Below are 24,763 nucleotides of genomic sequence, written 5' to 3'. Positions count from 1 at the left end.
GCCTATACGCGGAAGACGATCTTGCGGGCGTTCCAGAAGTACTGGCCGCCGGAGACGACGGTGAGCACGACCGCAGCGATCATGAGGGCCTGCCCGATGATCCACACCATATCGAACATATCGCCCGTAAAGGCAAAGATAGCGCGCGCTAGCAGAAGGGCGCAGATGGCGACCATGGTGACCGCGGTCTTGGCCTTGCCGAGCTTGTCCGCCGCGATGACCTCGCCCGCCGCACTCGCGACCATGCGAAGCGCGCTTACCAGAAACTCGCGGAACAGGATGATGAACACCACCCACACGCTCACCATGTCCCAAACGAGGAACAGCAGAAGCGCAGAGAACACAAGAAGCTTGTCGGCGATGGGGTCGAGGAACTTACCGAAGTCCGTGACCTCGCCGCGCTTACGCGCCAGCTCGCCGTCGACCTTGTCCGTGCAGCTCAAGAGCATGTACAGGCAAAACGCAATGACCGCCTGGACGCCGCCCGTGAGTCCCAGAAAAGAGAACGCGTCGGTTGCGAACAGCATGAAGACCGGGATGAAGACGATACGGACGCAGGTGACGATGTTCGCCGGTGTCCAGATACTCGTTAGCTCATGCTGCGGTGCGTTGCTCATTTAGCCGTCTCCTCATCGACCACATGCCCGACGAGCTCATAGCAGAAGCTGTCGGTAAACTCGACCTCTACGATATCACCAACGGCGGCCTCAGTGGCGTCCAGATGCACCGCACCGTCGGAATCGGGAGCCTGGAACCAAGCGTGGCCGATGAGCTCGATGCCGTCCTCGGTCTCCTCCACGCCGTCAACTATGACGCGGGCACGCTCGCCCACATGGGCAGCGGTTGCCGCGAAGCCAAGCGCCTCGGCAAGGTCGGTCGCCGCCTGGGCGCGTTCGACCTTGGTCTCCTCGTTGATCTGGTCGTCGAGGCGTGCGGCAGCGGTCCCCTCCTCCTGCGAGTAGGCAAACACGCTCGTGTAGTCAAAGCCCACGCGGTCCATGAAGCCGAGGAGCTCCTCGAACTCCTCATCGGTCTCGGAGGGGAAGCCCACGAGTGCGGTCGAGCGAATGACCATACCGGGGATTTCCTCGCGCAGGCGGCTGAACAGCTCCTCAAACTCCTCCGCCGAGCCCGTGCGGTTCATCGCACGAAGGATGCGGGGGTTGCAATGCTGTACGGGGATATCGATATAGGGCAGCACCTCGTCGACGTCGCGAATCGTGGCGATAAGCTCGTCGGTCATGCCCTCGGGCTGCAGGTAGAGAACGCGCACCCACGCTCCATACGGACGTGCCTCGGCCGCCACCGCGCGCAAAAGCTGGGCAAGCGTTGAGGGCCCCTCTGTATCCTTGGGAAGGTCCTTACCCCAGATACCGGTATCCTGGCCGATGAGCACAAGCTCGCGCACGCCGCCCGCAAGAAGCTCGCGTGCCTCCGCAACGATAGCCTCGGCGGAACGGGAACGGTAGCGACCGCGGATGTAGGGAATGGCACAGAAGCTGCAGAACCGGTTGCAACCGTCGGAGATCTTCAGATACGCGACGGCGCCCTCGACGGTGCGCTTGACACCGGGGATGAAGGCGGGCTCGGGGCGCGAAACGCCCAGCACGCCGTCGACGACCGATACGATCGCGTCCTCCTCATCGGTGCGCACAAAGGCGGCGACCTCGGGGAGCTCGCCGGCAAGCTCATCGCCGTAGCGCGAAGGCAAGCAGCCGCACATGATGATGCGGGCGCCGCGGACGCCGCCGGCTACCTCGTCAGCGACATCGAGCGTGCACTCGATACTCTCAGACGTCGCAGACGCGAGAAACGAGCAGGTGTTGATGAGGACGGCATCGGCATCCTCGACCGAATCGACTTCCCTATAACCGCCCGCCGCGAGCAGCGAGCGCATGCGGTCGGTATCCACCTCGTTCTTGGCGCAGCCGAGCGTTACGAACAGCAGGTTTCCAAGCGAGCTCTCCATTGGGGCGTCACCTTTCGACACAATCGTCTCTTAGCGGTAGTTCGTGAACTGGAGCGGCTGGCCGTAGTCCTGCTCGCGCAAAAACTGGATAACCGCCTGGAGCGCGTCCTTAGATGCAGAGCTCACGCGAAGCTTATCGGACTCGATAGTGACCTTGACCTTGAGCTTCTGGTCCTTGATGTCCTTGTTGATCTTCTTGGCAGTCGGCTGGTCGATGCCCTCGACAATGTGGCCGATGACGCGCACGGTACCGCCGGACGCCGCCTGGGGAGCGTCCCAACGCACGGCGGAGATGTCGACTCCACGCTTGATGAGCTTGGTGTTGAGGATATCGATGACCTGACGGGACACAAAGTCCGCGGGAGCCTGCACCGTGAACGTTCCCTCAGCCTTGGCGAGCTCGATGGACGCGCCGGAGTCCTTGAGGTCATAGCGCTGCGTGATCTCACGAGAGGTCTGCTGGAAGGCGTTGTCGACCTCCTGCATGTCTACCTGGGAGACAACGTCAAAACTGGAATCCTTAGCCATGATTGTCCTTTCCTGGGCGTGAATTACTGGGTAGCGGCGGCGCTATCGTCGCCTGTGGCGTCGGTGTTCTCCTGCGTAGCGTCACCGGTCTCGCCCTCGGTGGTTGCGGGGGCGGCGGGAGTCTCGGGAGCGGTGAGGTTGATGCGGGCGACACCGGAGGTGCTCGTATCCCAACGGACCTCCTTGCCGTTTTCCGCCACCTTGACGCTACCGGGTGTGTTGGCGGTGATGCGGATGTTGCTCTGGGGAATGAACTCCTGCTCGAAGGGACCGACCACCTCGTCGCCGAGGACGATGGACCCGTCCACACGGACCTCGAGCCAAGAGCTGTCGCCCTCGGCGACCGAGATCTTGACGACAAGCTGCTGGGGCTCCTCGGGCGTCTGCGCCTCCGGATCCGTTGCAGGGTCGGCATCATCAGAGGCGTCGCCGTCCTCATCGGTATCGTTCGCGTCGGTGCTATCGGTATCTTCATTCTCTTCGGGCGTCTGGGCGACCGTCTCTGCGGTAACAGCAGAGGACCCGGCCTTGTCATCAGTCTCTGCAGGAGCGCAGCCACGCACCAGAAGCACCGCCATGAGGGCGATGGCTACAAGAATCGCGGCGATGAGACCCAGAAGAAGGCGGTTGTCAAAAGACGGCCCGCTCGGGCTCGGACGGCCCGACGATGCGCGACCGCGTCGCGGGGGCACGCCGCGACCGGAAGCCCTGCGCTCAGACGAGGGACCGGACATGCGGCGCCCATCGTAGGCGCCCTGAGAGGCATATCCCCTGTTCCGAGCCGCAGCGGAGCCGCGAACGCCCGAGCGGCGCTCGTAACCTGCGGAGGAACGGGGCGCACGGGGCGCCGCAACGTCATTCTGGCCGTCGAAGACGGGGATGCGCTGCGTCACCTGAGAAGACGGAGACCGCCTGGCATAGGGGTTTCGCGCCCTCTCCGGCTCATGACCGGATTCATGCTCGGACACGTAGCCCGCTTGGGGCGGACGCTGTGCATAGCGGGAGCGCGGCGCAGAGTCGACCATCATAAAACGGCCCGTCGCGCTTGCGGAACGCGTGCTCACGAGTCCTGCAGCGTCTTGGAACCGGCCGCCGTGGTTGTCGGTCGCCTGCTCGTAGGCGCGCAGGTCGTCAAAGTACGCCTCGACCACCTCACGCGGGTTCAGACCGAGGTAGCGGGCATAGCTCGAGATCATACCCTGCGCGTACCCACGCGGCGGCATGGACGAGAAGTCGCCGTTCTCAAAGAACTCGATGATCTGCGGGCGGATCTTGATGGTGTTGGCGACCTGGAGAATCGTCAGCCCCATCTCGCGCCTGCGCTGGTAGAGCATATCGCCGAATCGCGCCATCAGAACCCTCCCATCTCGGCGTCTTCTGAGGCCATACGGGCCTCGAGCGCCTCGAGCTCGGACAGGCCCTCCTCGTCGAGCAGGACCTCGCGCGGTTTAGAGCCGTCGGGCGGACCGACGACCCCTTTTTCCTCAAGCATATCCATGATACGACCTGCGCGCGCGTAGCCTACCTTGAGGCGGCGCTGCAAACCGGAAGTTGAGCCGAGCTGGGACTCCACCACGATGCGGGCAGCCTCCCAGATAAGGGGGTCGTCCTCGGTCAGCTCGTGCGAGCCCCCGCCCACGACGGTCGCGGGCGACACGGCGGAAAGAATCTCCTCGTGGTACTCGGCCTCGCCCTGGCTCTTGACGAACTCGGTGACCTGGTTGATCTCGTCATCGGAGACGAAGCAGCCCTGGATGCGCTTGGGCTTGCCCCAGTCGACCTTGGAGAAGAGCATGTCGCCGTAGCCAGTGAGCTTCTCGGCACCCATCTGGTCGATGATGACGCGGCTGTCGATGCCGGTCGCTACGTTGAAGGCGATGCGGTTGGTGATGTTGGCCTTGATGAGGCCGGTCACGACGTTTGAGCTCGGGCGCTGCGTCGCCACGATGAGGTGGATACCCGCGGCACGGCCGAGCTGGGCGATGCGCACGATCGATGCCTCGACATCCTTTCCGGCGACCATCATGAGGTCGGAGAGCTCGTCGATGATGATGACGAGGTAGGGCATCTTGGCGGGCGGGTTGTCGTAGTGCTCGAACTCACCTGCTGCCTGCTTGGCGTTGAAGGTGGCGATGTTGCGGACGCCGATGCGCTCGAACACCTTCAGGCGGCGCTCCATCTCGGACACGCCCCACTGAAGCGCGCTCGCCGCCTGCTTGGGCTCGGTCACGACCGGAATGTAGAGGTGCGGAAGGCCGTTGTAGCCGGAGAGCTCGACGCGCTTGGGGTCGACCATGATGAGGCGGACATCCTCCGGCAGCGTGCGCATGAGCAGCGTCACCACGATGGAGTTGATCATGACCGACTTACCGGAGCCCGTGGTACCAGCGATGAGCAGGTGCGGCATCTTGGCGAGGTCAGCCACGATGGGCAGACCCTCGGCGTCGCGACCGATGGCAAGCTCGAGCGGACCGCCCTTGGCATAGGGAAGCACGTCGCCCAGGTTCACGTTCTGGCGCTTGCGGTTGGGGATCTCGATACCCACAAGCGAGGTGCCCGGGATGGGCGCGAAGATGCGCACCGACTGAGCCGCAAGCGTAAGGGCGATGTCGTCCTCGAGGCTCGAGATACGGCTGACGCGCTCGCCCTCGCCGGGCTGGACCTTAAAGGTGGTGACGGTGGGGCCAGAGATCCAGCCGACAACGCGCGAATGCAGGCCAAACTCGGCGAGCGTCGACTGCAGGGACTCGGCGGTCTGCGCGAGCTCCTGGTCAGAAGACGCCGCCTTGGCAGACTGCGGGTTGTGGCGCAGAAGCGAGGTGGGCGGCAGCTGGCGCTCCCCCTCCGCAGCAGGCGCGCTATCGGCGCTGGCTGACGCGGGAGACACAGCGGCAGGCGCCGTTACGGGTGCCTGTGCGGTGGCCTTTTGGGGCGCCTCGGCAGCGGCACTCCCCTCCCCGGCATCCGATGCGCCGCGGGGGTGCAGCAGGAAATCGGGAATCGGCGTTGCCTCGGGCGCAGGCGGGATTAGCGTGGTGGGCGCCGCAGGGGACGTGGTAGCGCTCGCTTTCGACTCGGCCACGGGGGACGGGGACGCCTTTTGCGGCAGCTCGGCAACCTCGGCAGTGCGTGCCTTACGAGACGAAGGAGCCTGGCTACGGTCGATGAGCGTCGTCTTGGCGGAGCCCTCGTCCGCATAGGTATCTTCGATAGGAATCAGCGTGGTCTCGGCACGCTCGGCGGCAAGCTGATCGGAGATATCGACAAAGGGATCCTCGTCCTCGTCGTCGATATCCTCGATAAGTGTGGTCTTCTGCGTATCGAGCGAGAAATCGGACTCCGCAAGACCGCCGCGCGAGGGCGCCTTGGAGCGAATGCGCTTGCCCAAAGACGGCTTCTCGGGCGCCTCGTCACCCCACGGGGTGTCGTTCACCGCCACGCGGCGACGCTCGGCGATGCGTGCGGCCTTGCCGTGAACGGCCTCAACAAGAGCGCTCACCGAGAATCCCACGAGCGTGGCGCCGGCGATACCGATCCCCACGAGAATCACCGCGGCGATGGCCTTGCCAAACGCAGCTGTAAGCACAGAAGCGATGCTGTACCCAACGTAACCGCCGCTGCGCGCGAGCACCTCCTCGCCCACCGTGACGCCCCACACGAGGTCGTCCGGCGTCATGGCGAGCACAAGCAGCCCGAGCACAGAGACAAACACGATGGTGGAGCCCACCACAATACGGCCGGGAATCCGCACTTCGCTCCGCAGAAACACAAGCGCGGCGATGCCCAGGATGACGAACGGCAGAAGGTACCCGCCAAGGCCGAACCCCAGATGGTAGAACCCGGCGAGGATGCTCGTGAGCGGAGCGGAGGCGGGCGTCACGACCGCGATGAGCGATGCCACCGCGACCACCGCGATGAGCACGCCGGCGATATCGCGCCCAGCGGAGCGGTCCCACAGGGGCTCAGCAGGCTCGGCAGGCCTATCGTTGGCGCGCAGGTGACGCGCCGGTGCCTGCTTTGACACCGCCGTGCCCTTGCGGGATGTCTTCTTCTGTCCCTTGCGATCGGCCACGCTAGACCTCCATGACCACGGGGATGATCATCGGGCGGGTCTTGGTGCGGTTCCAGATGAAGTTGGAGACGGAATCGCGCACGGCCTTGCGCAGCGCATCGGTGCCGCTCGCGGTGAAGTTGAACTTGCCCTTCTCGATGACCTTGATGATGGCCTCCTGGGCGTCGTGCGCAAACTCGTCGTCGATGGTAAACGACACGCCGCGGCTGGAGAACTCGACCGCGTCGATCTTCTTGCGCTTGAGCGACACGATGGCAACGGCCGTCACCATACCGTCGTTGGCGAGCTTCTGGCGGTCGCGCAGAACAATGGGGTCGGTGTCACCGATGCGCAAACCATCGACGTAGACCACGCCGGACTCAACGGGCGTGCCAAGCTTGACCTGCCCACCGCGCATCTCGAGCGTGTCTCCGTTGTCAAGGATGAAGATGTGGTCCGCGGGGATGCCCATCTTGCGGCCGAGGGCGGCGTGCGCACGCAGATGCACCGCCTCGCCGTGGACCGGCATGAAGTAGCTCGGGCGCGCCATGGCGAGCATGAGCTTGAGCTCCTCCTGGCTGCCATGGCCAGAGACGTGGACGAGCGTGCGGCTCTTGTCGTAGACGTCGCAGCCAATCTTGGCAAGGCTGTTGATCACCTGCTGAACGGCCTTCTCGTTACCGGGGACTGGCGTGGCGGAGATGATGACCGTGTCGCCGTCGTGGATGGAGAGCGTCTTGTGCTCGCCGTTGGCCATACGGGAGAGGGCCGAGAGCGGCTCGCCCTGGGAGCCGGTGCACATGACGACGAGCTTGTCCTCGGGGAGGTTGTTGATCTCGTACGCGTCGATGAGGTCCTGCTCGTCGATGTTGAGGTAACCGAGCTCACGCGCCACGCGGGTATTGGTGAGCATGGAGCGGCCCGTGACAACGACCTTGCGGCCGCAGCGCTTAGCAGCGTCGCAGATCTGCTGCAGGCGGTGGATATGGCTCGAGAAGCTCGCCACAAAGACACGGCCGGGCGCGTTCTTGATGGCGGCGTAGAGCGAGGGGCCCACCTCGGCCTCGGACTTGGTGAAACCGGGGACCGTGGCGTTGGTCGAGTCAGAGAGCAGAAGGTCGATACCCTGCTTGGCAAAGCGGCTGATGGCAGCATAGTTGGGGCGCACACCGTCGATAGGCGTCTGGTCGAGCTTGAAGTCGCCCGTGTGCATGACGGTGCCCTGTGGGGTCTTGATATAGACGCCGAGCGCTCCGGGGATGGAGTGCGTCATAGAGAAGAAGTCGAGCGAGATCTGACCGAGTGAGATGTGCGAGCCGTCCTTGACCTCACGGAACTTAGGCGCCTTGATGCGGAACTCGGAGAGCTTTCCCTCGATAAAGCCCAGGGTGAGCTTGCTCGAGAAGATGGGCGCCTTGTTGTTGAGGTCCTGCAGAAGATACGGCAGGGCGCCCGTATGGTCCTCGTGGCCGTGCGTGACCACGATACCGCGGAGCTTCTGCTCGTTCTCAAGCACGTAGGTATAGTCCGGCAGCACGAGGTCAATGCCGGGTTGGGAGTCATCGGGGAACATAAGGCCGGCGTCGACGAGCACCATATCGGGCCCGCACTCGACCACAGTCATGTTCTTGCCGATGCCATCGAGGCCGCCGAGCGGGATGATACGAAGGGGCGGATTCTGTTTTGCCATGACTAAGTATGTTTCCTTTCAAGTCGCAAAGTATGAACACGCAGGTATTCCTGCGAAAACGTATAAGTGATGCACAAGTAACTTTACATAGTAACGCGCGCAGGCAAGGTTTTGACCGCAGATAATCGAGACCCACAGGAACTACCGAGCTTAACATCCCAGCAAGAACTCCAACGCCCGCAGACGCGCATCGAGGTGGACGGCCGCCCATGCATGTGTGAGCGCGAGCAGAAGCGCAGCGGTCTGGGCATCGATAGGGGCATCGGCGAGCTCGTCGAATCTGAGGGCCATAAGGGCGCGCAGCCACGCGACGGTCGCGGCGTCAAGTTCCTCGGCGCCGGCAACGCTTGAGGCGCAGGAGGCGCACAGAAGCCCTCCCGCCGCGGCGGAGAAGTAGCTCACGGCCTCGTCCCCGCAGAGCACGCACGAGCCAAAATCGGGCCGGTACCCCAGGTGCGCCAAGGTCTTCATCGCGTACGCCGCAACGATCAGATCGCGGTGCGCCCCATCGAGCTGCCGCAAGGCGTCACCCAAGAGGCTGAGCGCGCGCTCGGTAATGGCAAACACAAAGGGGTCGGGCGCGTCTTCAAAGGAGCAGAGCCGTGCGATTTCGACGATAGCGCTCGCCGAGGTAAGGAGCTCATAGCTTGGCATCGCCCCCAACGGGGCGGCGAGAAGCTCCGCCTGAGAGACGACATCGAGGTTGCGCCCGCGGGCGATGAGGAGGTCGACCTCGCAGCAGAGATCGCATCGGGCGGCCAGGCGGCTGCCGGGTTTGCGCGCCCCCTTGGCCACAGCACGGAGCTGCCGGCCGTCGTCGGCAAGAAGCGTGAGAATTAGATCGCTCTCGCCGAGCTTGGTCTTATCGAGCACGATTGCCCGGCACCGATATGTCCTCCCCTGCGCCATGATGCCGCTCAAACAAAGGCCGCGGGTGCGCTACTCGTCGGCAGCGTAGCCGAGCCGGCGAATTTCGCGGACATCGCTTCGCCAGTTGGGGCGCACGCGCACCTCGAGGTCCAAAAAGACGCGGCAGTCGAAGATCCGCTCCAGGTCGCGGCGCGCCTCGGAGCCGATCTTTTTGATCATGGCACCGCGCTTGCCAATGATGATCCCCTTCTGGCCCTCGCGCTCCACAAGAATCGTCGCCCGAAGGGCGAGCACCGAGCCGCCCTTCTTGAACTCCATCTCGTCACAGGTGACGCCCACCGCATGGGGCACCTCCTCGCGCGTGAGGAGAAGGACTTTCTCGCGGATGAACTCGGCAACGAGCATCTCGTCGGACTCGTCGGTCTTCATACCCGCGGGGAACCAGCGCGGCCCCTCGGGCAGGTGGCTCTCCACCAGAGAGCAGAACGTATCGACATTGAAGCCCTCAACAGAGGAGACCACGAGCTCGTCGTCAAAGTCCATCAGCTCATGCGCGGCGGCGAGCTGCGCGGTGACCTGGTCGGGCGTGGCGAGGTCAATCTTGGTAAGCACGAGGATCTTGGTTGCCGAGCACTTCTTGACGCGTTCGGCGACCCACGCGTCACCCGTACCGATGGGCTTGGTGGCATCGATCAAAAAGGCGACGACATCAACATCGGCAAGCTCTGCGAGCGCACTGCGGTTGAGCTCGCCGCCAAGCGAGTCCTGCGGCTTGTGGAGGCCGGGCGTGTCGACGAAGACGATCTGGCACCCTTCGCGGTTGACGACGCCCCTCATGCGACGGCGCGTCGTCTGCGCAACGGGCGAGGTGATGGCGACCTTCTCCCCCAGGCAGGCGTTGAGCAGCGTCGACTTGCCGGCGTTGGGCCTGCCAACGAGGGCCACAAAACCAGAACGGAACCCTTCGGGGACGTCACCGGCTACCATGCCGAACATCCCGCCCGAGGCGCCCTCGTCCTCTGCGAGGGCGTCGATCTCGTCATCGGTCATGTTGGCAAAGGGGTCGAAGTCGACCTCGTCCTCAAAGACGTCTTCAGAATACTCGCTCAAGGCAAACTCCTAGCTAGATACCGCAGCACCCGCTACAGCAGGGTGAACGCGCGGACGAACACGATGATGCCGACGATGGCGGACGTCACCGATAGGGTGAACACGCTTGCGGCGGCGATGTCCTTGGCGCGTTTGGCAAGCGGATGCAGCTCCTGCGTGGCCAAGTCTACGATGGCCTCGATGGAGGTGTTGACGAGCTCGGCAAAGAGCACGAGCCCGATGCAGAGGATGATGAGAATCCACGAGAGCGCATCGAGCTTGAGTACGGAACCTGCGATGAGCGCAGCCACGCCCACGCAGATCTGCACGTTGATGTTGCGCCCGGTGGTGACGGCGGTCCGGAAGCCCTCGAGCGCATAGCGGAAGGACCGCAGGAACGTGGGGTGCTCCCTGTTGGAACCGGGAATCATCTCATACCTCCTGTATCGTCAGTCTTGCGTGTGGCGCGTCGTGGGGCCGATGCGCACCGTATCCGGGTCGTCCCCGCGCATGCGGGCGAGCTCGCGCAGCAGCTCCTCCTCGCGGGCCTCCATCTCGCGCGCCTCGTCGTCCTCGAGGTGGTCGTATCCCAGAAGGTGCAGGAGGCCGTGCACGAGCATGAGGCGGCACTCGGTGGCGTCATCGTTGTCAAACTCCGGCGCCTGGCGAGCAATCTGAAACGGGTCGATGAGGATGTCACCGAGTTCAAGCGGCATGCCCGGGAGCTCTTCCTCCGCAAAGGGATCGTCGATGGGAAACGAGAGCACATCAGTTGGCGCGTCGATGCCGCGCCACTCGGCGTTGAGGGCGCGCATCTCATCGTCACCGATCCAGCTGAACGAGACCTCGGCCGTATCCGCCACGCCCTCGGCGGCGAGCACGTGGGCGCAGATGGCCTCGATCTCGTTGTCGACAAGCGGGACCGCAAGGGAGTCGTCGTTGGTGATGAGAACGCTCACGGAACCGGTCCTTTCACTTCTTTGCGGTTTCAAAGGCGTCGTACGCCTCGACGATGCGCCCGACGAGCGAGTGCCTCACCACGTCGGTGCGGTCGAGGTGAATGAAGGCGATATCGTCCACACCGCGCAGAATATCCTCGATATCGGTGAGGCCCCCACGGCGCCCGACGAGGTCGCGCTGCGTCATGTCGCCGGTGATGATGAACTTGGAATTGAAGCCCAGACGGGTAAGGAACATCTTCATCTGCTCGGGCGTGGTGTTCTGCGCCTCGTCGAGCAGGACGAACGCGTCGTTTAGCGTGCGGCCGCGCATGTAGGCAAGCGGCGCGATCTCGATGACGCCGCGCTCCACGAGCTCCGAGGCGCGCTCCATGTCAGTCATATCAAAGAGTGCATCGAAGAGCGGGCGCACATACGGGTCGATCTTCTCCTGAAGGGTTCCCGGCAGGTAGCCCAGGCTCTCCCCCGCCTCCACCACGGGACGCGTAAGGACGATGCGGCTCACCTCGCGCCGCTTGAGGGCGCCCACCGCCATCGCCATGGCAAGATAGGTCTTGCCCGTGCCTGCGGGCCCCAAACAGAAGGTGACGGTGTTGGAGCGAATGGCGTCGATGTAGCGCTTCTGGCCGAGCGTCTTGGGCCTGAGCGCGCGCCCGCGGTACGTGAGCAGGATGTCATCGCGGAAATCCGCCGCACCCGCACCGCTCTCGCGCAGGGCGTCGAGCAAGCGCACCGCCTCGTCGGAAGTGAGCGCACGCCCGGAGGCGGCCTCCTGCATGAGCTTGCCAAAGAGCCGGGTCAGAAGCTCGACCTCACCGGGCGTGCCGGCGAGCGTGACCGAATCGCCGCGAAACAGGATGCTCGCTGGTGTTCGCTCCTCGATGGCGCGCAAAACGGCATCGCCCGCGCCCGAGAGCACCCGGGCATCGACGGTATCGGGAATTGAAAGCCGCACGGTTGCGCTATCCATCGCACTCCTCACTCGCTGCATCCTCCGACCGCGCCACGCGGCCGTAAAGGGCACCGGATTCGTCCATCCCCATGATAGCAACACGAACGAGCGCAGGCGTGGTCTCAGGCGCATCCATAACGTGAATCCGGTGGAACGAGGCGAGGGTCGCCGGGCGCCCCGCCTCCAGCACCGCGTTTTCCACCGTGTCGATGCGCGAGCGGGCATCATAGCGCGCGAGGTCCTGCGCGAGCGCACGCATGCGGACGCTCCGTTCCTCCTTCACCTCCGGCGGAACCTGGTCGGGCATATCTGCCGCGATGGTGCCGGGGCGTGCGCTGTAGCGGAACACGTGCATGCGCGAGAAGCCGACCTTGCGGCAGAAGGAAAGCGACTGCTCGAACTCCTCGTCCGTCTCACCGGGGAAGCCCACGATCACATCGCAGGAGAGTGCGACCTCAGGAAGGTGCGCACGGATGCGCTCGACAAGCGCCAGGAACTCCTCCGCCGTATAGGGCCTCCCCATGCGCGAGAGCGTCTCGGTTGAGCCCGACTGGAGCGGCAGATGGAGAAACGGCGCGATACGGTCCTTGTGCGCGGCCATGTAATCGATCAGGCGGTCGCTCACATCCATGGGCTCGAGCGAGGACAGGCGCACCTGGGCGACGGAGGTCTCCTCCAAAATGGCGCGAAGGAGCTCGTCGATCTCCACATGCTCGTCGCTTGGTCCCACGCCGTCGTAGGCGCCGAGGTTGACGCCGGTGAGCACGACCTCGGGGATGCCCGCCTCGGCAGCGAGGCGCACCTGGTCAAGCACCGCCTCGACGGGGACGGAGCGCTCGGGCCCGCGCGCCTTCCAGACGATGCAGTAGGTGCAGCGGTTATTGCAGCCGTCCTGCACCTTGATGCCCCAACGCGAGCGGCCGAGCATCTCGGCAAGCGAGCGGGCGTCGACGCCGCCCTCGGCCACCTCGTCCGCCTCGGCGTCCCTACGGTCGAGGGAGAGAAGCTCGCAAGCGCGGTCGACGACGCTTATCTTCGACGGCTCGACGCAGACGCGGTCGGAGAGTTCCTCAAGCATGTCGGGATGAAGGTTGGCGGCGCAGCCGGTGGCGATGACGATAGGCTCGCCCGGCTGACCGAGCGCATGTCGCACGGCCTTGCGGGTCTTTGCCTCCGCCTCGCCGGTGACGGCGCAGGTGTTGATAACGATGAGCGCCGCCTCCTCAGCGGGAACGAGCGAGAAACCCGCTTGGGCGAACTCGCGCGAGATGCGGTCTGACTCGACGCGGTTCACCCGGCAGCCGAGATTGATTACGGAAACGCCTGTGCTACCTGTCATCGCCTAATCCAGAATGTCGTCTATGGCATCGCGAATGCGGTCGCCCACGCTTTTGCGCGGCGCCGGCGCATACGCCTCGCGGTTGTGCTCGGCGTAGCTCTCCAGAATGCGACGGGACTCGTCGTCGAGCTTTGCGGGGACCGTGACGCGCACCTGCGCGACGGCGCGGCCGCGCGATCCTCCCCCGCCGATACGGGGCATGCCGTACCCCTCGAGGGTCACGGTGTCGCCAAACTGGGTGCCCGCCGGGACCTCGAAGACAAGTGTTTCATCAGGCATGATGCCGGCGACCTCGACGCTGCAGCCGAGCGCTGCCTGAACCATGGAGACCTCGATCTCGCACGCGAGGTCGTCGCCCACACGGCGGAAACGGTTGTGATCCTCGATGCCCACCGTGACGATGAGGTCACCCGCCTCGGCACCGCGGAAGCCCGCCTCGCCGTAACCGCGCACGCGCAGCTGCCTGCCCGAGGAGATGCCCGCGGGAATCTGGACGTCGATCTTCTCATGGCTGGGTGTGCGCCCCTGGCCGTCGCACATCTCACAGGGGTGGTCGATGATGACGCCCTCGCCGCCGCAGTCCGGGCAGGGGGAAGATGACTGCATCTGGCCAAAGATGGAGCGCTGCACCGTGGTGACAAAGCCGGTGCCGTGGCAGCGCGGGCACTCCGTCTCCTTAGCGCCCTCGGAAAGACCGGTGCCGTGGCAGTCCTCGCACGGGGCGAGGCGGTCGAAGGAGATGGTCTTGGTGCAGCCGAGGGCAGCCTCCTCCAGGGTGATGGTGACCGAGATGGCCATGTCGCGGCCCTGGCGACGCTGCGCGCGCCTCCTGCCGCCGCCGGCCCCGCCACCGAAGAAGGAAGAGAAGATGTCGTCCATCCCCATGCCACCGAAGATATCGTTAAGGTCGACATAGCCCGAACCCATGGGGCCATCTGCCGTGCCGTAGCGGTCGTAGTTGGCGCGCTTCTGCTCGTCGGAGAGAACCGAGTACGCCTCGTTCAGCTCCTTGAACTTCTCCTCGGCATCGGGGTCGTCCGAGACATCCGGGTGCACCGTACGCGCTTTTTTAAGAAACGCGCGCTTGATCGTGCGCTGGTCGGCATCGCGATCGACACCCAGTACCTCGTAATAGTCCCTTTTCTCCGCCACGGACAAAACCTTCCCCCACGATGGCGCCCAAGCGAGGCGCCCCTAGTTACTCCAGCAAAATCAGACGGTCACACCGACGTTACCCGTTGTACCCGATGGCGGCAACCTTAAATCAAAGGCGCGCACGCACCTGCGCGTTGCCCTGAACGAGCGCCGCCCCCCGGTTACCCGGCTACATGTAGAAAAACGGGCGGTAATACAGACCGCTCGAGCAGCTCACAAACCAGAACATGATGACCGCGTAGAAGAGCGCGTTTGCAAACCCGCTCACAAAGCGCGCCCCGCCGCGGCGCCACCACAGGGGCGTGCGGTGCAGGACGTCGTCGGAAAGCACTTGGAACACGCCAAAGCCAAAGACCGCGATGCAGATGACGGCTAAGATGGAAAGCGACTGCAAAAACGCGAAGAGCGCGAGGAAGGGCGTGGCGAAGCCCATGACGTAGAAGCCCTGGCGCGCGCTTCCGTCCAGGCGCTCGGCAGCAACGCGCGCGCGACCGATGAGGTCGCCGCCGGCCGCCCCGTTGGTACCGGCATGTCCCATGCCGGCGACGCGCACGCGATCGCCGTCGTGCGTACCAGGCGGAAACTCGATGACGGCCTCGCTCATGACCTGGGTGCGGCCCGAACCGCCGCACTCGGGACAGGGGTCTGCCACGACTTTGCCCGAACCACCGCACTCGGGGCACACCATCTGGAACATCCCACCGCCGAAGAGGAAGGCCATGTCGACGCCGATGGTGCCGGTGCCGCCGCAGCTCGGGCAGGTATGCGCATGCTCCGTCGAGACCGAACCCGACCCGTGGCAGTGCCCGCAGGACTCGTAGCGGCGATACTTCACGCCCTTGCGCACGCCACATTTGACGTCTTCCGCCGTGAGCTCGACATCGACGACCACGTCGGCGCCGTTCTCGGGGTTGTAGGCGGACGAGGAGCGGCGCTGGGAGCGCCCCTGAGCCCAGCCGCCAAAGCCCGCGCCGAACGGAAAACCGCCATCGAAGGGCGAGGCACCATAGCCTCCGCCGTAGCCGCCGTACGAGCCGCTTGCGGGCGCGGAGCCGGCAAAGGGGTTGCCGGAGCGCATGGCGTCATAGCGGGCGCGCTTCTGCTCGTCGGAGAGCACGGCGTACGCCTCGGAGACCTCTTTGAAGCGCTCCTCCGCATCGGGCGCCTTGTTCACATCGGGGTGGAGCTTGCGCGCCTTCTGCTGAAAGGCCTTTTGAATCTCGCGTTTATCGGCATCTTTGGAGACACCGAGGATCGCGTAGTAATCCTTCTCGTTCATCGTCGCCATAGAGGCAAAAACCCTTTCGAAACACACCTCAGACGGATGTTATTGTACCGAAGTGCCGCCAGCGTCAATCACGCGACCGCAAGGTCCCAGAAAAGACCGTAGAGCTCGTTGCCAAGAAGCCACCCCTCATTGGTGGGAACGAGCCGGCGCCCGCGCGCATCCGCACCGGGCAGGGGCTCTTCTGTCCAACGCGCGAGGCCACGGTCGAGCGCCTCGCGAACGGCGGCGTCGACGCGTCCGGCGCCTATAAGGTCGCGCGCGCAGGCGATAAGCGCCTCGGAGACGCCGGCGGTCATGCGCATGCCGAGCATGAGGTCCTCTGCGAGCGCCTCGCGCGGGGTGAGCACCTCCCCCTCAAAGGTGGTAGCGGCGTCGTCGCGCTGCACCATGCGCACGCGCGCGCCGTCGGCAAGGGCGTCCGCGCCCTCGAGCACAACCGACGGGAAAAGGCCGGCAAGCGCGCGAAACTCCTCACCTGCGAGCATACCTGCCGCGGAGCGTCCGAGACCGAGGTAGCTCGCCCCGGTCCAGTAGGCGATGTTGTGCCGGCACACGCGTCCGGCACGGGCGTAGCTTGCAACCTCGTAGCGCTCGAAACCGGCTGTGGAAAGCACGTCGCGCGCCCGCTCCATGCACGCCGCCTGAAAGTCCTCATCGGGCACGACCTCCGGGTCGCGCTCCGCTTGGCGCGCGAGCGGGGTGCCCTCCTCCAGGGTAAGCGGGTAGACCGACACATGGTCCGGATGTGCGCCGAGAACGCCCTCGAACGTACGCTCCCAAGAGGCGGCGGTCTGCCCGGGGAGACCGCACATGCAGTCTACCGAGACCGTGAGCTCCGCCGCCTGTGCCGCCGCGATGGCGCGCAGGGCGCCGTCGCGGTTGTGCAGGCGTCCGATCCGGGCGAGTTCCTCGTCCACCATGCTCTGTACGCCAAGCGAGACGCGGGTCGCGCCGGCCTGCGCGAGCGCGCTGGCGAGACCCTCGTCAAACGACTCGGGATTCGCCTCGCAGGTGAACTCCACGGGTGCGCACCAGCGCCTCACCCGCTCGACGAGACGCACCAGCCCCTCGCCCAAAACCGTAGGCGTGCCGCCACCCACGTAGACGGTCTCGACGCTCTCGAGCGCACCGCGGGCGCCAAAGGCGTCCAGGCGCTCGACCAGCTGCGGGAGGTAGGCGGAGGCCGCCTCGCAAAGCGCCTGTCCCCTCAGACCAGAGGAGTCGAAATCGCAGTAGGCGCATTTGGCGTGGCAGAAGGGAATATGCAGATAGAGCGCGCGGATGGGCATCAGCTACGCCTCGCTGGTGATGTCTGCCTGAATCTCGTCCACCAGCTCCATGAACTCGTCGTAGGTGGTGCACTGGACCACACGCCCACGCCAGGCGGCCGCGTGCGGCATGCCCTTGAGGTACCAGGTCGCAAACGTGCGCGCACGCGCCATAAAGGGCAGGTAGCGATGTACTAGGCCGAGGTGCTCCCGGAGCGCGTCAAGCCGCTCGAGCGCATCGTGCTGCGACGCGGGCAACCCCTCGCGGGCGCAGGCGAGCGCATCGGTAAAGATCCACGGGTTGCCGTAGGTGCCGCGGGCGATAAACACGCCCGACGCAGCCGTCTCGCAGAGCATGCGCGCCGCGGCATCGGCGTCAAACACATCGCCCGAACCAATGACGGGAACGTCGACGGCGCGCGCGACCTCGTCGATGACCGACCAGTCGGCGCTACCGGTGTAGAGCTGCTTTGCGGTGCGCCCGTGCACGGCGACGGCGGATACGCCCGCGGCCTCAAGACGACGCGCAAGCTCGGGCGCTGTGCGCTCGCCCGAGCGAAACGCGGTGCGCATCTTCACGGTGACGGGCACGCGCGCGGCGCTCACGCAGGCGCGCACGATCTCTTCGGCGAGCTCGGGCGTCTCCATAAGCGCCGACCCCTCGCCCTTGGTAATGACCTTGCGCGCCGGGCAGGCCATGTTGATGTCGATGAGCGTGAGCTTGTCCCCCACCCGCTCCTGGACGGCTTCGACCGCCGAGGCAAACTGCTCGGGCTTGCTGCCAAAGAGCTGCACGCAGATCTGGGGCTCCTCGTCCTCCGGCAGCACAAGGCGCCAGGTCTTGTTGCTCGCATACGCGAGGCCGGCAACGCTCACCATCTCCGAGTACGCAAGGCGCGCGCCGCGGCGGCGGCACATGATGCGGTACGCCGCATCGGTGACGCCCGCCATGGGTGCAAGCAAGAAGGGCTGCTCGGCAAGCAGGTCGCGCACAACCTGCGCCCCGTCTTTAACAGCCACTACTCGTCCACCTTCAGAATCGCCATGAACGCCTCCTGCGGCACCTCGACCGAGCCGATTGCCTTCATGCGCTTCTTGCCCTCTTTCTGCTTCTCAAGCAGCTTGCGCTTACGCGAGATGTCGCCGCCGTAGCATTTGGCGAGCACGTCCTTGCGCACGGCCTTAACCGTCGAGCGGGCGATGATCTTGTTGCCGATCGCACCCTGGATGGGCACCTCGAACTGCTGGCGCGGGATGATCTCCTTCAGCTTGTCGCAAAGACCGCGCGCAAGCGGGTACGCCTTGTCCTTGTGGACGATGAAGGAGAGTGCGTCGACCTCGTCACCGGAAAGCAGGATGTCGAGCTTGACGAGCTCAGAGGGACGGTAGTCCGAGAACTCGTAGTCAAGCGAGGCATAGCCCTTGGTGCGGCTCTTGAGCTGGTCAAAGAAGTCGAGGATGAGCTCGGCGAGCGGGATGTCAAAGCGCATCTCGACCGATTTATCCGACAGATGGATCATATCGGTCATCATCGCGCGGTGCTCGATGGCGAGCTGCATCACCGCACCGGTGTAGTCCGGCGGCACGATGACCTTGGCCGCAAGGTAGGGCTCCTCGATATGGTCGATGCGCGTAACGTCCGGAAGGTCCTGGGGACTCCGCACGTCGAGCATGGTCCCATCGGTCTTGTAGACGTGGTAGTCCACCGACGGGCTCGTAGCGATGAGGTCGAGGTCGAACTCGCGCTCAAGACGCTCCTTCACGACCTCCATGTGAAGAAGGCCGAGGAAGCCGACGCGGAAGCCAAAGCCGAGCGCCACGGAGGTCTCGGGCGACCAGACGAGCGACGGGTCGTTCACGCGGAGCTTCTCGAGCGCGTCGCGCAGGTTCTCGTAGTCCTTGTTGTCAATCGGGAAGATGCCGGTGTAGACCATCGGCTTGGCCTCGCGGTAGCCGGGCAGGGCCTCGGCACAGGGGCGGTCGCGATAGGTGAGCGTGTCGCCCACGTGGACCGCGCCGGGGTCCTTAAGACCGGTGACCACAAAACCGACCTCGCCGACGCCGATTGCATCCACCGGCACCTCAGCAGGGCGTTTGACGCCCACGCCGTCGACGAGGAAGGACTGGCCCGCCTGCATCATGGTGAGCATGTCGCCCTTCTTGATGCTGCCGTCAAAGACGCGCACCGTGGCCACCACGCCGCGGTACTCGTCAAAGTAGGAGTCCAAGATGAGCGCCTTCAGCGGAGCGTCGGCGTCACCGGTGGGCGGAGAGACGAGAAAGACGATCGCCTCAAGCAGATTGTGGATGCCCTCGCCGGTCTTGCCGGAGACGCAGACGGCATCCTCGGCAGGGATAGCGAGTTCGTCCTCGATCTCGGCGCGCACGCGGTCGGGCTCGGCCGAAGGGAGGTCGATCTTGTTGATGGCCGGCACGATGTCGAGATTCGCGTTCATGGCGAGGTTGGCGTTCGACACCGTCTGAGCCTCCACGCCCTGCGTGGCGTCGACCACGAGCACCGCTCCCTCGCAGGCAGCAAGGGAGCGGGACACTTCATAGGTAAAGTCGACGTGGCCCGGGGTGTCGATAAGGTTGAACTGGTAGGTCTCCCCGTCGTCGGCCTTGTACATCACGCGCACGGCGTTCGACTTGATGGTGATGCCGCGCTCGCGCTCGATATCCATCGAATCGAGCAGCTGGGACGCCATGTCGCGCTCCTCGACCGTGTGGGTGAGCTCGAGGATGCGGTCCGAAATCGTGGACTTGCCATGGTCGATGTGGGCGACGATGGAGAAGTTCCTGATATGTGCGATGTCTTGGGTACTCATACCAGCCATTCTATACGAAAAGGGCCCGTCTCAAAACGGGCCCTCGAGCATACGCTGTAACGTAGAACTACTTGATGGAGTTCACGAGGCTCTGAACGCCGGACTTGCGGTTGGAGGCCTGGTTCTTGTGGATGATGCCCTTGGACGCAGCCTGGTCGAGACGCTTGTAGGCGCGAGCGGCAGCAGTGCGAGCAGCCTCGGCGTTGCCCTCCTCGACAGCAGCCTGTACGTTCTTGACGAGCGTCTTGAGCTCAGAGCGGACGGCGCGGTTGCGGACGCGCGCCTTCTCAGCGGTGCGGATACGCTTCTTCTGGGACTTGATGTTTGCCACTTTCTTTGGTTCCTTTCGATCTTCAAGATCTGTTCGTTATCCGGGCCTCTGAGACACGGTGAGGTCACACAAGCGGTAAGTCTAGCACAAGTGCGCTACCTGCGGAAGTGTTGATGCTGTGAAAAACGGGCCTCTCACCGTCTCCCCGCAAGCTTCACGACCCATTGGGTGAACGCCACCTCGGAGTCGCGCGAGCCCTTGAGGGCAGACTCCACCTCGACGGCGCTTCTCAGCGCATCCTCGAGCTCAGCGCGGGAGAACTTCCTCGCCCACGTGAGGTGGTTGCGCACCTGCCACGCCTGGAGGCCGAGCGTCGCGGCGAGCTCGCGCCCCTGCCCGCGCTCGTCGAGCGCCTTGGCGCAGATAAGCTCGCGCAAACGGGTGCACAGAAGCGCGTAGAGGCGCATCTCGGTCTTGGGCGGTTGCAAGCGGTAGAGCTCAAGCGCACGAGCCGCATCGCGCGCAGAGACCGCGTTCAGAAAGTCCCAGGGCTTCACCTCGGCGGTGCGCACAACATAGCGCTCCACGTCCGCACGGCAAATCTCGAGCGCCTCGACCATCTCCGAAAGCTTCTTGAGCTCATTGTCGAGCATGCGCGTGTTGTCGCCGGCGCGTGCGATGAGCTCCTCCGCCGCATCGAGACCCATCGTCTTGCCGTGATGGCGCGCCATGCCCTGCACCAGGACGGGGAGGTCTCTCCCCTTCTTGGCACCGCAGTCGATGATAGCCTGCTTGCCGAGCTTTGCCACCGCTTTGTACAGGCGGGTGCTCTTGGCAAGGGAGCCCGCGGTCATAAGAAGGCAGGTGGTCTCTGCGGGGTTGGCGAGGTAGGTCACGAGCGCCTCGCGCACGCTCTCCGCGAGACGGTCGCACCCCTCGAGGATGACCAGGCGAAAGTCCGCACCCATGGGGTAGGTATTGAGCGACGAGAGGATGGCATCGAGGTCCTGCTCGCGCGTCATGTCGCGCTCGTCGAGGTTGAAGTCTGCCATGCCCGTGCGGGCGAGGCGGTCCTTCAGACGGGAGACGGCGGTGTCGCGCTTGACCTCGTCGGTGCCGACGGCGAGGTAGGCAGGCAGCAGGGCTTGTTCGGCCACGAGGGCTCCTCTCGGTCGGTAGTCGATACGCTTGCGTGCAGCCCATTCTACTCCCCCAGCGCCGTCTGCGCATAAACGGGATAACGCATAGGCTGGCGCTGCGTCTTGACCTCATACCCCGCCGTGGTCGGCTGAATGCACACATCTCCTGCGTCATACGTGCACAGAAACGCGCAGTCCGCCCGGCGCACGATCTCGATGGCCTCCTCACTCGGATGCCCGTAGCGGTTCCCCTCGCCCGCCGAAGCCACTGCGACCTCGGGGTCCAACTCATCCAGAAGGGCGTCGTCTACCGAGGCGGCCGATCCGTGATGACCGAGCTTGATCACATCGATATCGCCCACGTCGTCGACGATCTGAGAGACCTCCGCACACTCGGCGTCGCCGGTCAAAAGGGCCGTAAGCGACGCCGAAGCCTCTCCGTAGCGCACAGCGAGGCAAAGGGAGTCCTCGTTCTCGGTTCCCTCTACAGAGGCGAGCGGCCACACCGCCGTGCAGATGAAACGGCCAACGGAAAACGCGTCGCCCTGCTGAACGGTTTTGATGGGAAGGTCGCCGTCGGCTACGACCTCATCGGGCACCGCGTCGTCTGCCCCTTCCGCAACGATGAGGCATCCCACAGAGAACCGGGAGAGCACCGCGGGAAGACCGCCCCAGTGGTCGGAGTCCCAGTGCGTCACCACCACCGCGTCAAGTCTCATCACCCCTTGCCGCGCAAGGGCCCCCACCACTGCATCGTCGACGCCGGCATCGACCAACACCGCCTGCGGGCCCTCGCGGATGAGGATGGCGTCGGCCTGCCCCACGTCCATGACGACGATGGAAGCCGGTGCGAAAAAGAAGGCACCCGCCGCGCGCACCAGCGCCACCGCGGCTAGAACCAGAGCCGCCGTCCTCAGGAACGCTCCGGTCGGCAAGCGCCAGAGAAGGTAGACCACCGCCGCGGCACCATAGGCCCATAGGGCAAGCGTGCCGCCCGTGCCCTCAGGGTCGAGAGCGGCGGTGGCGCCGGGCAGGCAGGAGCAGAGCTCTGCGATGAAGATCGAGGCGCGCGCAAGAAGCGTGGCGGGAGCAAGTACGAGGTCGGCAAAAGGAAGGACCGCTGCCAGAGGCGCGCTGATGACGCCGCAGACGAGCAGCGCACTCATGACCGGGCCTAGCAGGAGGTTAGCGAGGGGCGAAACAAGCGATACCTCACCAAAGACGGGCGCGGTGATGGGAATCGTCGCCCATTGAGCCGACAGCGTGAGCGCGAGGGGCTCGCACACCACCCGGGGAAGGCCGATACGCTCGAGCGCCGCCTCCAGGTAGCGGAAGAACAGCTGGATGAACAGGACGCTCCCAGCAGAGAGCTGGAACCCAAGGTCGTAGACGACGCCGGCATCTGCAGCTACGAGGGCCATCACGGCGAGCGCGAGCCCAGACGGCCCGTGCGGGCGGCGCCCGAGAGCACGTGCGACCATGTCGGCGACGACCATCACAAACGAGCGCACCGCCGAGGGGGCGCAGCCGGTGAAGACGACGTAGGCGCCCATAAGGACAGCCATTGCCCCGAGACGGAAGACCGGGCGCACGCCGAGCGCGATGAACGCACCTCCCACGAGCGCGGAGATGAGCGCGAGATGACTGCCCGAGACCGCGACGAGGTGCGTCGTGCCCGTTACGGAGAACGCCTCCTCCGCCGCGGTGTCCGCGAGCTCCGTCGTTCTGCCGCACACGATTCCCGCAACAAGCGCCCGCGCCTCGTCCCCTTGCGGCTCCATCGCGTCGAGGACAGCCTGTCGGACACCCTCGATGGGACCGGGCGTCTCCGAACGGGAGCTCATGCGCTTTACCTCATCCACCTCGGCGATAAGCCCCGACATGTACCTGCCTCGGCCCCACTCATCATCCGAAAGCGGGCTCACGCGGCCGACCAGAGTAAGCTTCGTGGCAGCTGCATAGGGCTCCTCAGAGCTGAAGGCGACCGATGCGATCCGCTCCCCCGTATCCGTCAGCACGTCGGCATCTGAGAGGGCGCCGTAGGCGCCCACCGATGGATCGCCGCGCACGCAGATGATGCGTGCACTTATCGGCAGGGACCGCACCTCCCTATACTCGGCATCCCGTCGCGCAATGCCCGCCGCGGACGATGCGCAGCCGATGGTGACGCCGACAAGGCACCACACAAGACAGGACCTGAAGAGACCCCGTTTGCAAACAGCTCGCGCCGCAAGCCCAGCAATCGCGAGGCCGAGCGCCCCCGCCATGATAAGGCCGGGGTCGACGCGCTCCCCCGCCCCGGAGAATCCGCACCATCCGGCCTGCATCAGAAGCGCCGATGCCGCGAGCGCACCCGCCGCACCCCAGGCGGAGGGCGGTAGCATCTGCCGCGGTGGCAGCGCGATCTCTTCGCCCGGTGCCCTCACACGCATATCTGCCCCGCAAGCTTCTCGAACTTCTTCTCTCCGATACCACTCACGCGCATCAGGTCCTCGATAGTCGAGAAGGGCCCGTTCTCCTCGCGGTCCGCAACGATTGCCTCGGCGGTCGAGGGCCCAACACCGGGCAAGACGTCGAGCTCCGCCTCGGTGGCGGTGTTGATGTTGATGAGTTGCTGGGTTACGGCTCCTGTTTCCACAGAGTCCGCGGCGGTCCCAGCCGCCCCGGCCGCCTGCTCGCCCGTGATGGGGACGTGGACCTTCTCCCCATCGGTCAGGCGCGCCGCACGGTTCAGCTGGGCAAGGTCCGCCTCGGGAAGGGCACCACCGGCGGCATCGATGGCGTCCGCCACGCGCGACCCCTCTGCAAGCGTCACCACGCTCGGCGTCGCAACCGCCCCGCTCACGTCCACCGTAACGGTCGCTGCATCCTCATCGGCCTCATCATGCGCAGCGTCCGTCGCGGCATCGTCATCATCGCCCTGCTGACGAGTGTCGTCCGACTCAGAATCAACGTCTTCCATCGACACTGCGGCAGAAACGCCGTCCCCCGAGCTCCGCTCGATCAGAACCCCACGAGCTGTGCCGAACCCCATGCCGAGGGCAGCCGCCGCAAGCACGCAGAGAACCGCTGCCGCAACCGTGATAGCCCCGAGCCCGCCTGTGCCCGCTCCTCCCCCAACCATCGTGAACATGAGCTCGCGCAACCGCGAGCGCCGCGCCGCCTGTGCCATACGCATCGCCCCCTCGACCGCATCCTCTCATGGGGGACACGGCCGAAGGGGCGACAAAATCAGGTTTTCGCGCACGGTCTAACGAATGTCTGACACGCTTCTGACCAGCGCTTTCTTTTGGCCGATGCTACCTCGGCATTTGACAAAGCGGCTTCGACTTGTTCTCAGGGGCGCAATTTGTGGAGGAATCGCGAA

21 protein-coding genes are annotated in these 24,763 nt (G+C 64.9%); all 21 read right to left on the bottom strand.

The features are described from left to right. Positions 1–2: 2 nt before the first annotated feature. Positions 3–617, bottom strand: a complete 615-nt coding sequence (gene pgsA / locus B5F89_RS06850; protein WP_087431046.1) for a CDP-diacylglycerol--glycerol-3-phosphate 3-phosphatidyltransferase — start codon at positions 615–617, stop codon at positions 3–5. Beyond that, complete coding sequence (gene rimO / locus B5F89_RS06845; protein ID WP_087431045.1) at positions 614–1,969, bottom strand: 30S ribosomal protein S12 methylthiotransferase RimO; 1,356 nt, start codon at positions 1,967–1,969, stop codon at positions 614–616. The genes pgsA and rimO overlap by 4 nt, the downstream gene beginning before the upstream one ends. 30 nt (positions 1,970–1,999) lie before the next feature. Further along, positions 2,000–2,497 carry a YajQ family cyclic di-GMP-binding protein gene (locus tag B5F89_RS06840; RefSeq protein ID WP_087431044.1) on the bottom strand — a complete coding sequence of 166 codons (498 nt, stop codon included), beginning with the start codon at positions 2,495–2,497 and terminating at the stop codon, positions 2,000–2,002. 23 nt (positions 2,498–2,520) lie between these two features. After that, positions 2,521–3,849, bottom strand: a complete 1,329-nt coding sequence (locus B5F89_RS06835; protein WP_087431043.1) for a helix-turn-helix transcriptional regulator — start codon at positions 3,847–3,849, stop codon at positions 2,521–2,523. Continuing rightward, positions 3,849–6,569, bottom strand: a complete 2,721-nt coding sequence (locus tag B5F89_RS06830; RefSeq protein ID WP_204230637.1) for a DNA translocase FtsK — start codon at positions 6,567–6,569, stop codon at positions 3,849–3,851. The genes B5F89_RS06835 and B5F89_RS06830 overlap by 1 nt, the downstream gene beginning before the upstream one ends. 1 nt (position 6,570) lies before the next feature. Then, complete coding sequence (locus tag B5F89_RS06825) at positions 6,571–8,238, bottom strand: ribonuclease J (RefSeq protein WP_087431042.1); 1,668 nt, start codon at positions 8,236–8,238, stop codon at positions 6,571–6,573. 150 nt (positions 8,239–8,388) lie between these two features. Beyond that, positions 8,389–9,147, bottom strand: coding sequence for a DNA repair protein RecO (recO, locus tag B5F89_RS06820; protein WP_087431041.1), 759 nt, complete (start codon positions 9,145–9,147; stop codon positions 8,389–8,391). A gap of 30 nt (positions 9,148–9,177) precedes the next feature. After that, on the bottom strand, positions 9,178–10,158 hold the full coding sequence (era, locus tag B5F89_RS06815; protein WP_087431140.1) for a GTPase Era: 981 nt from the start codon (positions 10,156–10,158) through the stop codon (positions 9,178–9,180). 92 nt (positions 10,159–10,250) lie between these two features. Further along, positions 10,251–10,628, bottom strand: a complete 378-nt coding sequence (locus B5F89_RS06810) for a diacylglycerol kinase family protein (protein WP_087431040.1) — start codon at positions 10,626–10,628, stop codon at positions 10,251–10,253. A gap of 18 nt (positions 10,629–10,646) precedes the next feature. After that, positions 10,647–11,156 (bottom strand): rRNA maturation RNase YbeY, encoded by a 510-nt coding sequence (gene ybeY / locus B5F89_RS06805; RefSeq protein WP_087431039.1) that lies wholly within the window; start codon positions 11,154–11,156, stop codon positions 10,647–10,649. Between the two features lie 13 nt (positions 11,157–11,169). Continuing rightward, a complete protein-coding gene (locus B5F89_RS06800; RefSeq protein ID WP_087431038.1) occupies positions 11,170–12,126 on the bottom strand; it encodes a PhoH family protein in 957 nt (318 codons plus the stop codon). Beyond that, a complete protein-coding gene (gene mtaB / locus B5F89_RS06795) occupies positions 12,119–13,447 on the bottom strand; it encodes a tRNA (N(6)-L-threonylcarbamoyladenosine(37)-C(2))-methylthiotransferase MtaB (RefSeq protein WP_087431037.1) in 1,329 nt (442 codons plus the stop codon). The genes B5F89_RS06800 and mtaB overlap by 8 nt, the downstream gene beginning before the upstream one ends. A 3-nt stretch (positions 13,448–13,450) precedes the next feature. Beyond that, positions 13,451–14,599 carry a molecular chaperone DnaJ gene (gene dnaJ, locus B5F89_RS06790; protein WP_087431036.1) on the bottom strand — a complete coding sequence of 383 codons (1,149 nt, stop codon included), beginning with the start codon at positions 14,597–14,599 and terminating at the stop codon, positions 13,451–13,453. Between the two features lie 172 nt (positions 14,600–14,771). After that, positions 14,772–15,890, bottom strand: coding sequence for a DnaJ domain-containing protein (locus B5F89_RS06785; protein WP_204230636.1), 1,119 nt, complete (start codon positions 15,888–15,890; stop codon positions 14,772–14,774). Positions 15,891–15,958: 68 nt separating this feature from the next. Then, the gene (gene hemW / locus B5F89_RS06780; RefSeq protein ID WP_087431035.1) at positions 15,959–17,179 is read right to left on the bottom strand and encodes a radical SAM family heme chaperone HemW; all 1,221 of its coding nucleotides are present in this window, start codon (positions 17,177–17,179) and stop codon (positions 15,959–15,961) included. Positions 17,180–17,182: 3 nt separating this feature from the next. Continuing rightward, positions 17,183–18,178 carry a tRNA dihydrouridine synthase DusB gene (gene dusB, locus B5F89_RS06775; RefSeq protein ID WP_255375173.1) on the bottom strand — a complete coding sequence of 332 codons (996 nt, stop codon included), beginning with the start codon at positions 18,176–18,178 and terminating at the stop codon, positions 17,183–17,185. Continuing rightward, entirely contained in the window at positions 18,178–19,986 is a 1,809-nt protein-coding gene (gene lepA / locus B5F89_RS06770) for a translation elongation factor 4 (RefSeq protein WP_087431034.1), read from the bottom strand. Before lepA ends, dusB begins: the two co-directional genes overlap by 1 nt. Before the next feature lie 67 nt (positions 19,987–20,053). Beyond that, on the bottom strand, positions 20,054–20,317 hold the full coding sequence (gene rpsT / locus B5F89_RS06765) for a 30S ribosomal protein S20 (RefSeq protein ID WP_087431033.1): 264 nt from the start codon (positions 20,315–20,317) through the stop codon (positions 20,054–20,056). A gap of 134 nt (positions 20,318–20,451) precedes the next feature. After that, positions 20,452–21,414, bottom strand: coding sequence for a DNA polymerase III subunit delta (gene holA / locus B5F89_RS06760; RefSeq protein ID WP_087431032.1), 963 nt, complete (start codon positions 21,412–21,414; stop codon positions 20,452–20,454). A 47-nt stretch (positions 21,415–21,461) separates the two neighbouring features. Then, complete coding sequence (locus B5F89_RS06755; RefSeq protein ID WP_087431031.1) at positions 21,462–23,828, bottom strand: ComEC/Rec2 family competence protein; 2,367 nt, start codon at positions 23,826–23,828, stop codon at positions 21,462–21,464. Continuing rightward, positions 23,819–24,568 (bottom strand): ComEA family DNA-binding protein, encoded by a 750-nt coding sequence (locus tag B5F89_RS06750; protein ID WP_158098438.1) that lies wholly within the window; start codon positions 24,566–24,568, stop codon positions 23,819–23,821. The genes B5F89_RS06755 and B5F89_RS06750 overlap by 10 nt, the downstream gene beginning before the upstream one ends. Between the last annotated feature and the right edge of the window lie 195 nt (positions 24,569–24,763).

Origin of the sequence: Collinsella sp. An307 (assembly GCF_002161805.1) — a bacterium.
Taxonomy (GTDB): Bacteria; Actinomycetota; Coriobacteriia; order Coriobacteriales; family Coriobacteriaceae; genus Coprousia.
The sequence above is the reverse complement of the archived record's forward strand: the minus strand, read 5'-3'. Positions and strand labels throughout refer to the sequence as shown.

Coding starts and splice junctions, on each gene's coding strand:
- pgsA (WP_087431046.1), bottom strand. CDS start 617: ATGAGCAACGCACCGCAGCATGAGCTAACGAGTATCTGGACACCGGCG.
- rimO (WP_087431045.1), bottom strand. CDS start 1,969: ATGGAGAGCTCGCTTGGAAACCTGCTGTTCGTAACGCTCGGCTGCGCC.
- B5F89_RS06840 (WP_087431044.1), bottom strand. CDS start 2,497: ATGGCTAAGGATTCCAGTTTTGACGTTGTCTCCCAGGTAGACATGCAG.
- B5F89_RS06835 (WP_087431043.1), bottom strand. CDS start 3,849: ATGGCGCGATTCGGCGATATGCTCTACCAGCGCAGGCGCGAGATGGGG.
- B5F89_RS06825 (WP_087431042.1), bottom strand. CDS start 8,238: ATGGCAAAACAGAATCCGCCCCTTCGTATCATCCCGCTCGGCGGCCTC.
- recO (WP_087431041.1), bottom strand. CDS start 9,147: ATGGCGCAGGGGAGGACATATCGGTGCCGGGCAATCGTGCTCGATAAG.
- era (WP_087431140.1), bottom strand. CDS start 10,158: ATGACCGATGACGAGATCGACGCCCTCGCAGAGGACGAGGGCGCCTCG.
- B5F89_RS06810 (WP_087431040.1), bottom strand. CDS start 10,628: ATGATTCCCGGTTCCAACAGGGAGCACCCCACGTTCCTGCGGTCCTTC.
- B5F89_RS06800 (WP_087431038.1), bottom strand. CDS start 12,126: ATGGATAGCGCAACCGTGCGGCTTTCAATTCCCGATACCGTCGATGCC.
- mtaB (WP_087431037.1), bottom strand. CDS start 13,447: ATGACAGGTAGCACAGGCGTTTCCGTAATCAATCTCGGCTGCCGGGTG.
- B5F89_RS06785 (WP_204230636.1), bottom strand. CDS start 15,890: ATGGCGACGATGAACGAGAAGGATTACTACGCGATCCTCGGTGTCTCC.
- hemW (WP_087431035.1), bottom strand. CDS start 17,179: ATGCCCATCCGCGCGCTCTATCTGCATATTCCCTTCTGCCACGCCAAA.
- lepA (WP_087431034.1), bottom strand. CDS start 19,986: ATGAGTACCCAAGACATCGCACATATCAGGAACTTCTCCATCGTCGCC.
- B5F89_RS06755 (WP_087431031.1), bottom strand. CDS start 23,828: ATGCGTGTGAGGGCACCGGGCGAAGAGATCGCGCTGCCACCGCGGCAG.
- B5F89_RS06750 (WP_158098438.1), bottom strand. CDS start 24,568: ATGGCACAGGCGGCGCGGCGCTCGCGGTTGCGCGAGCTCATGTTCACG.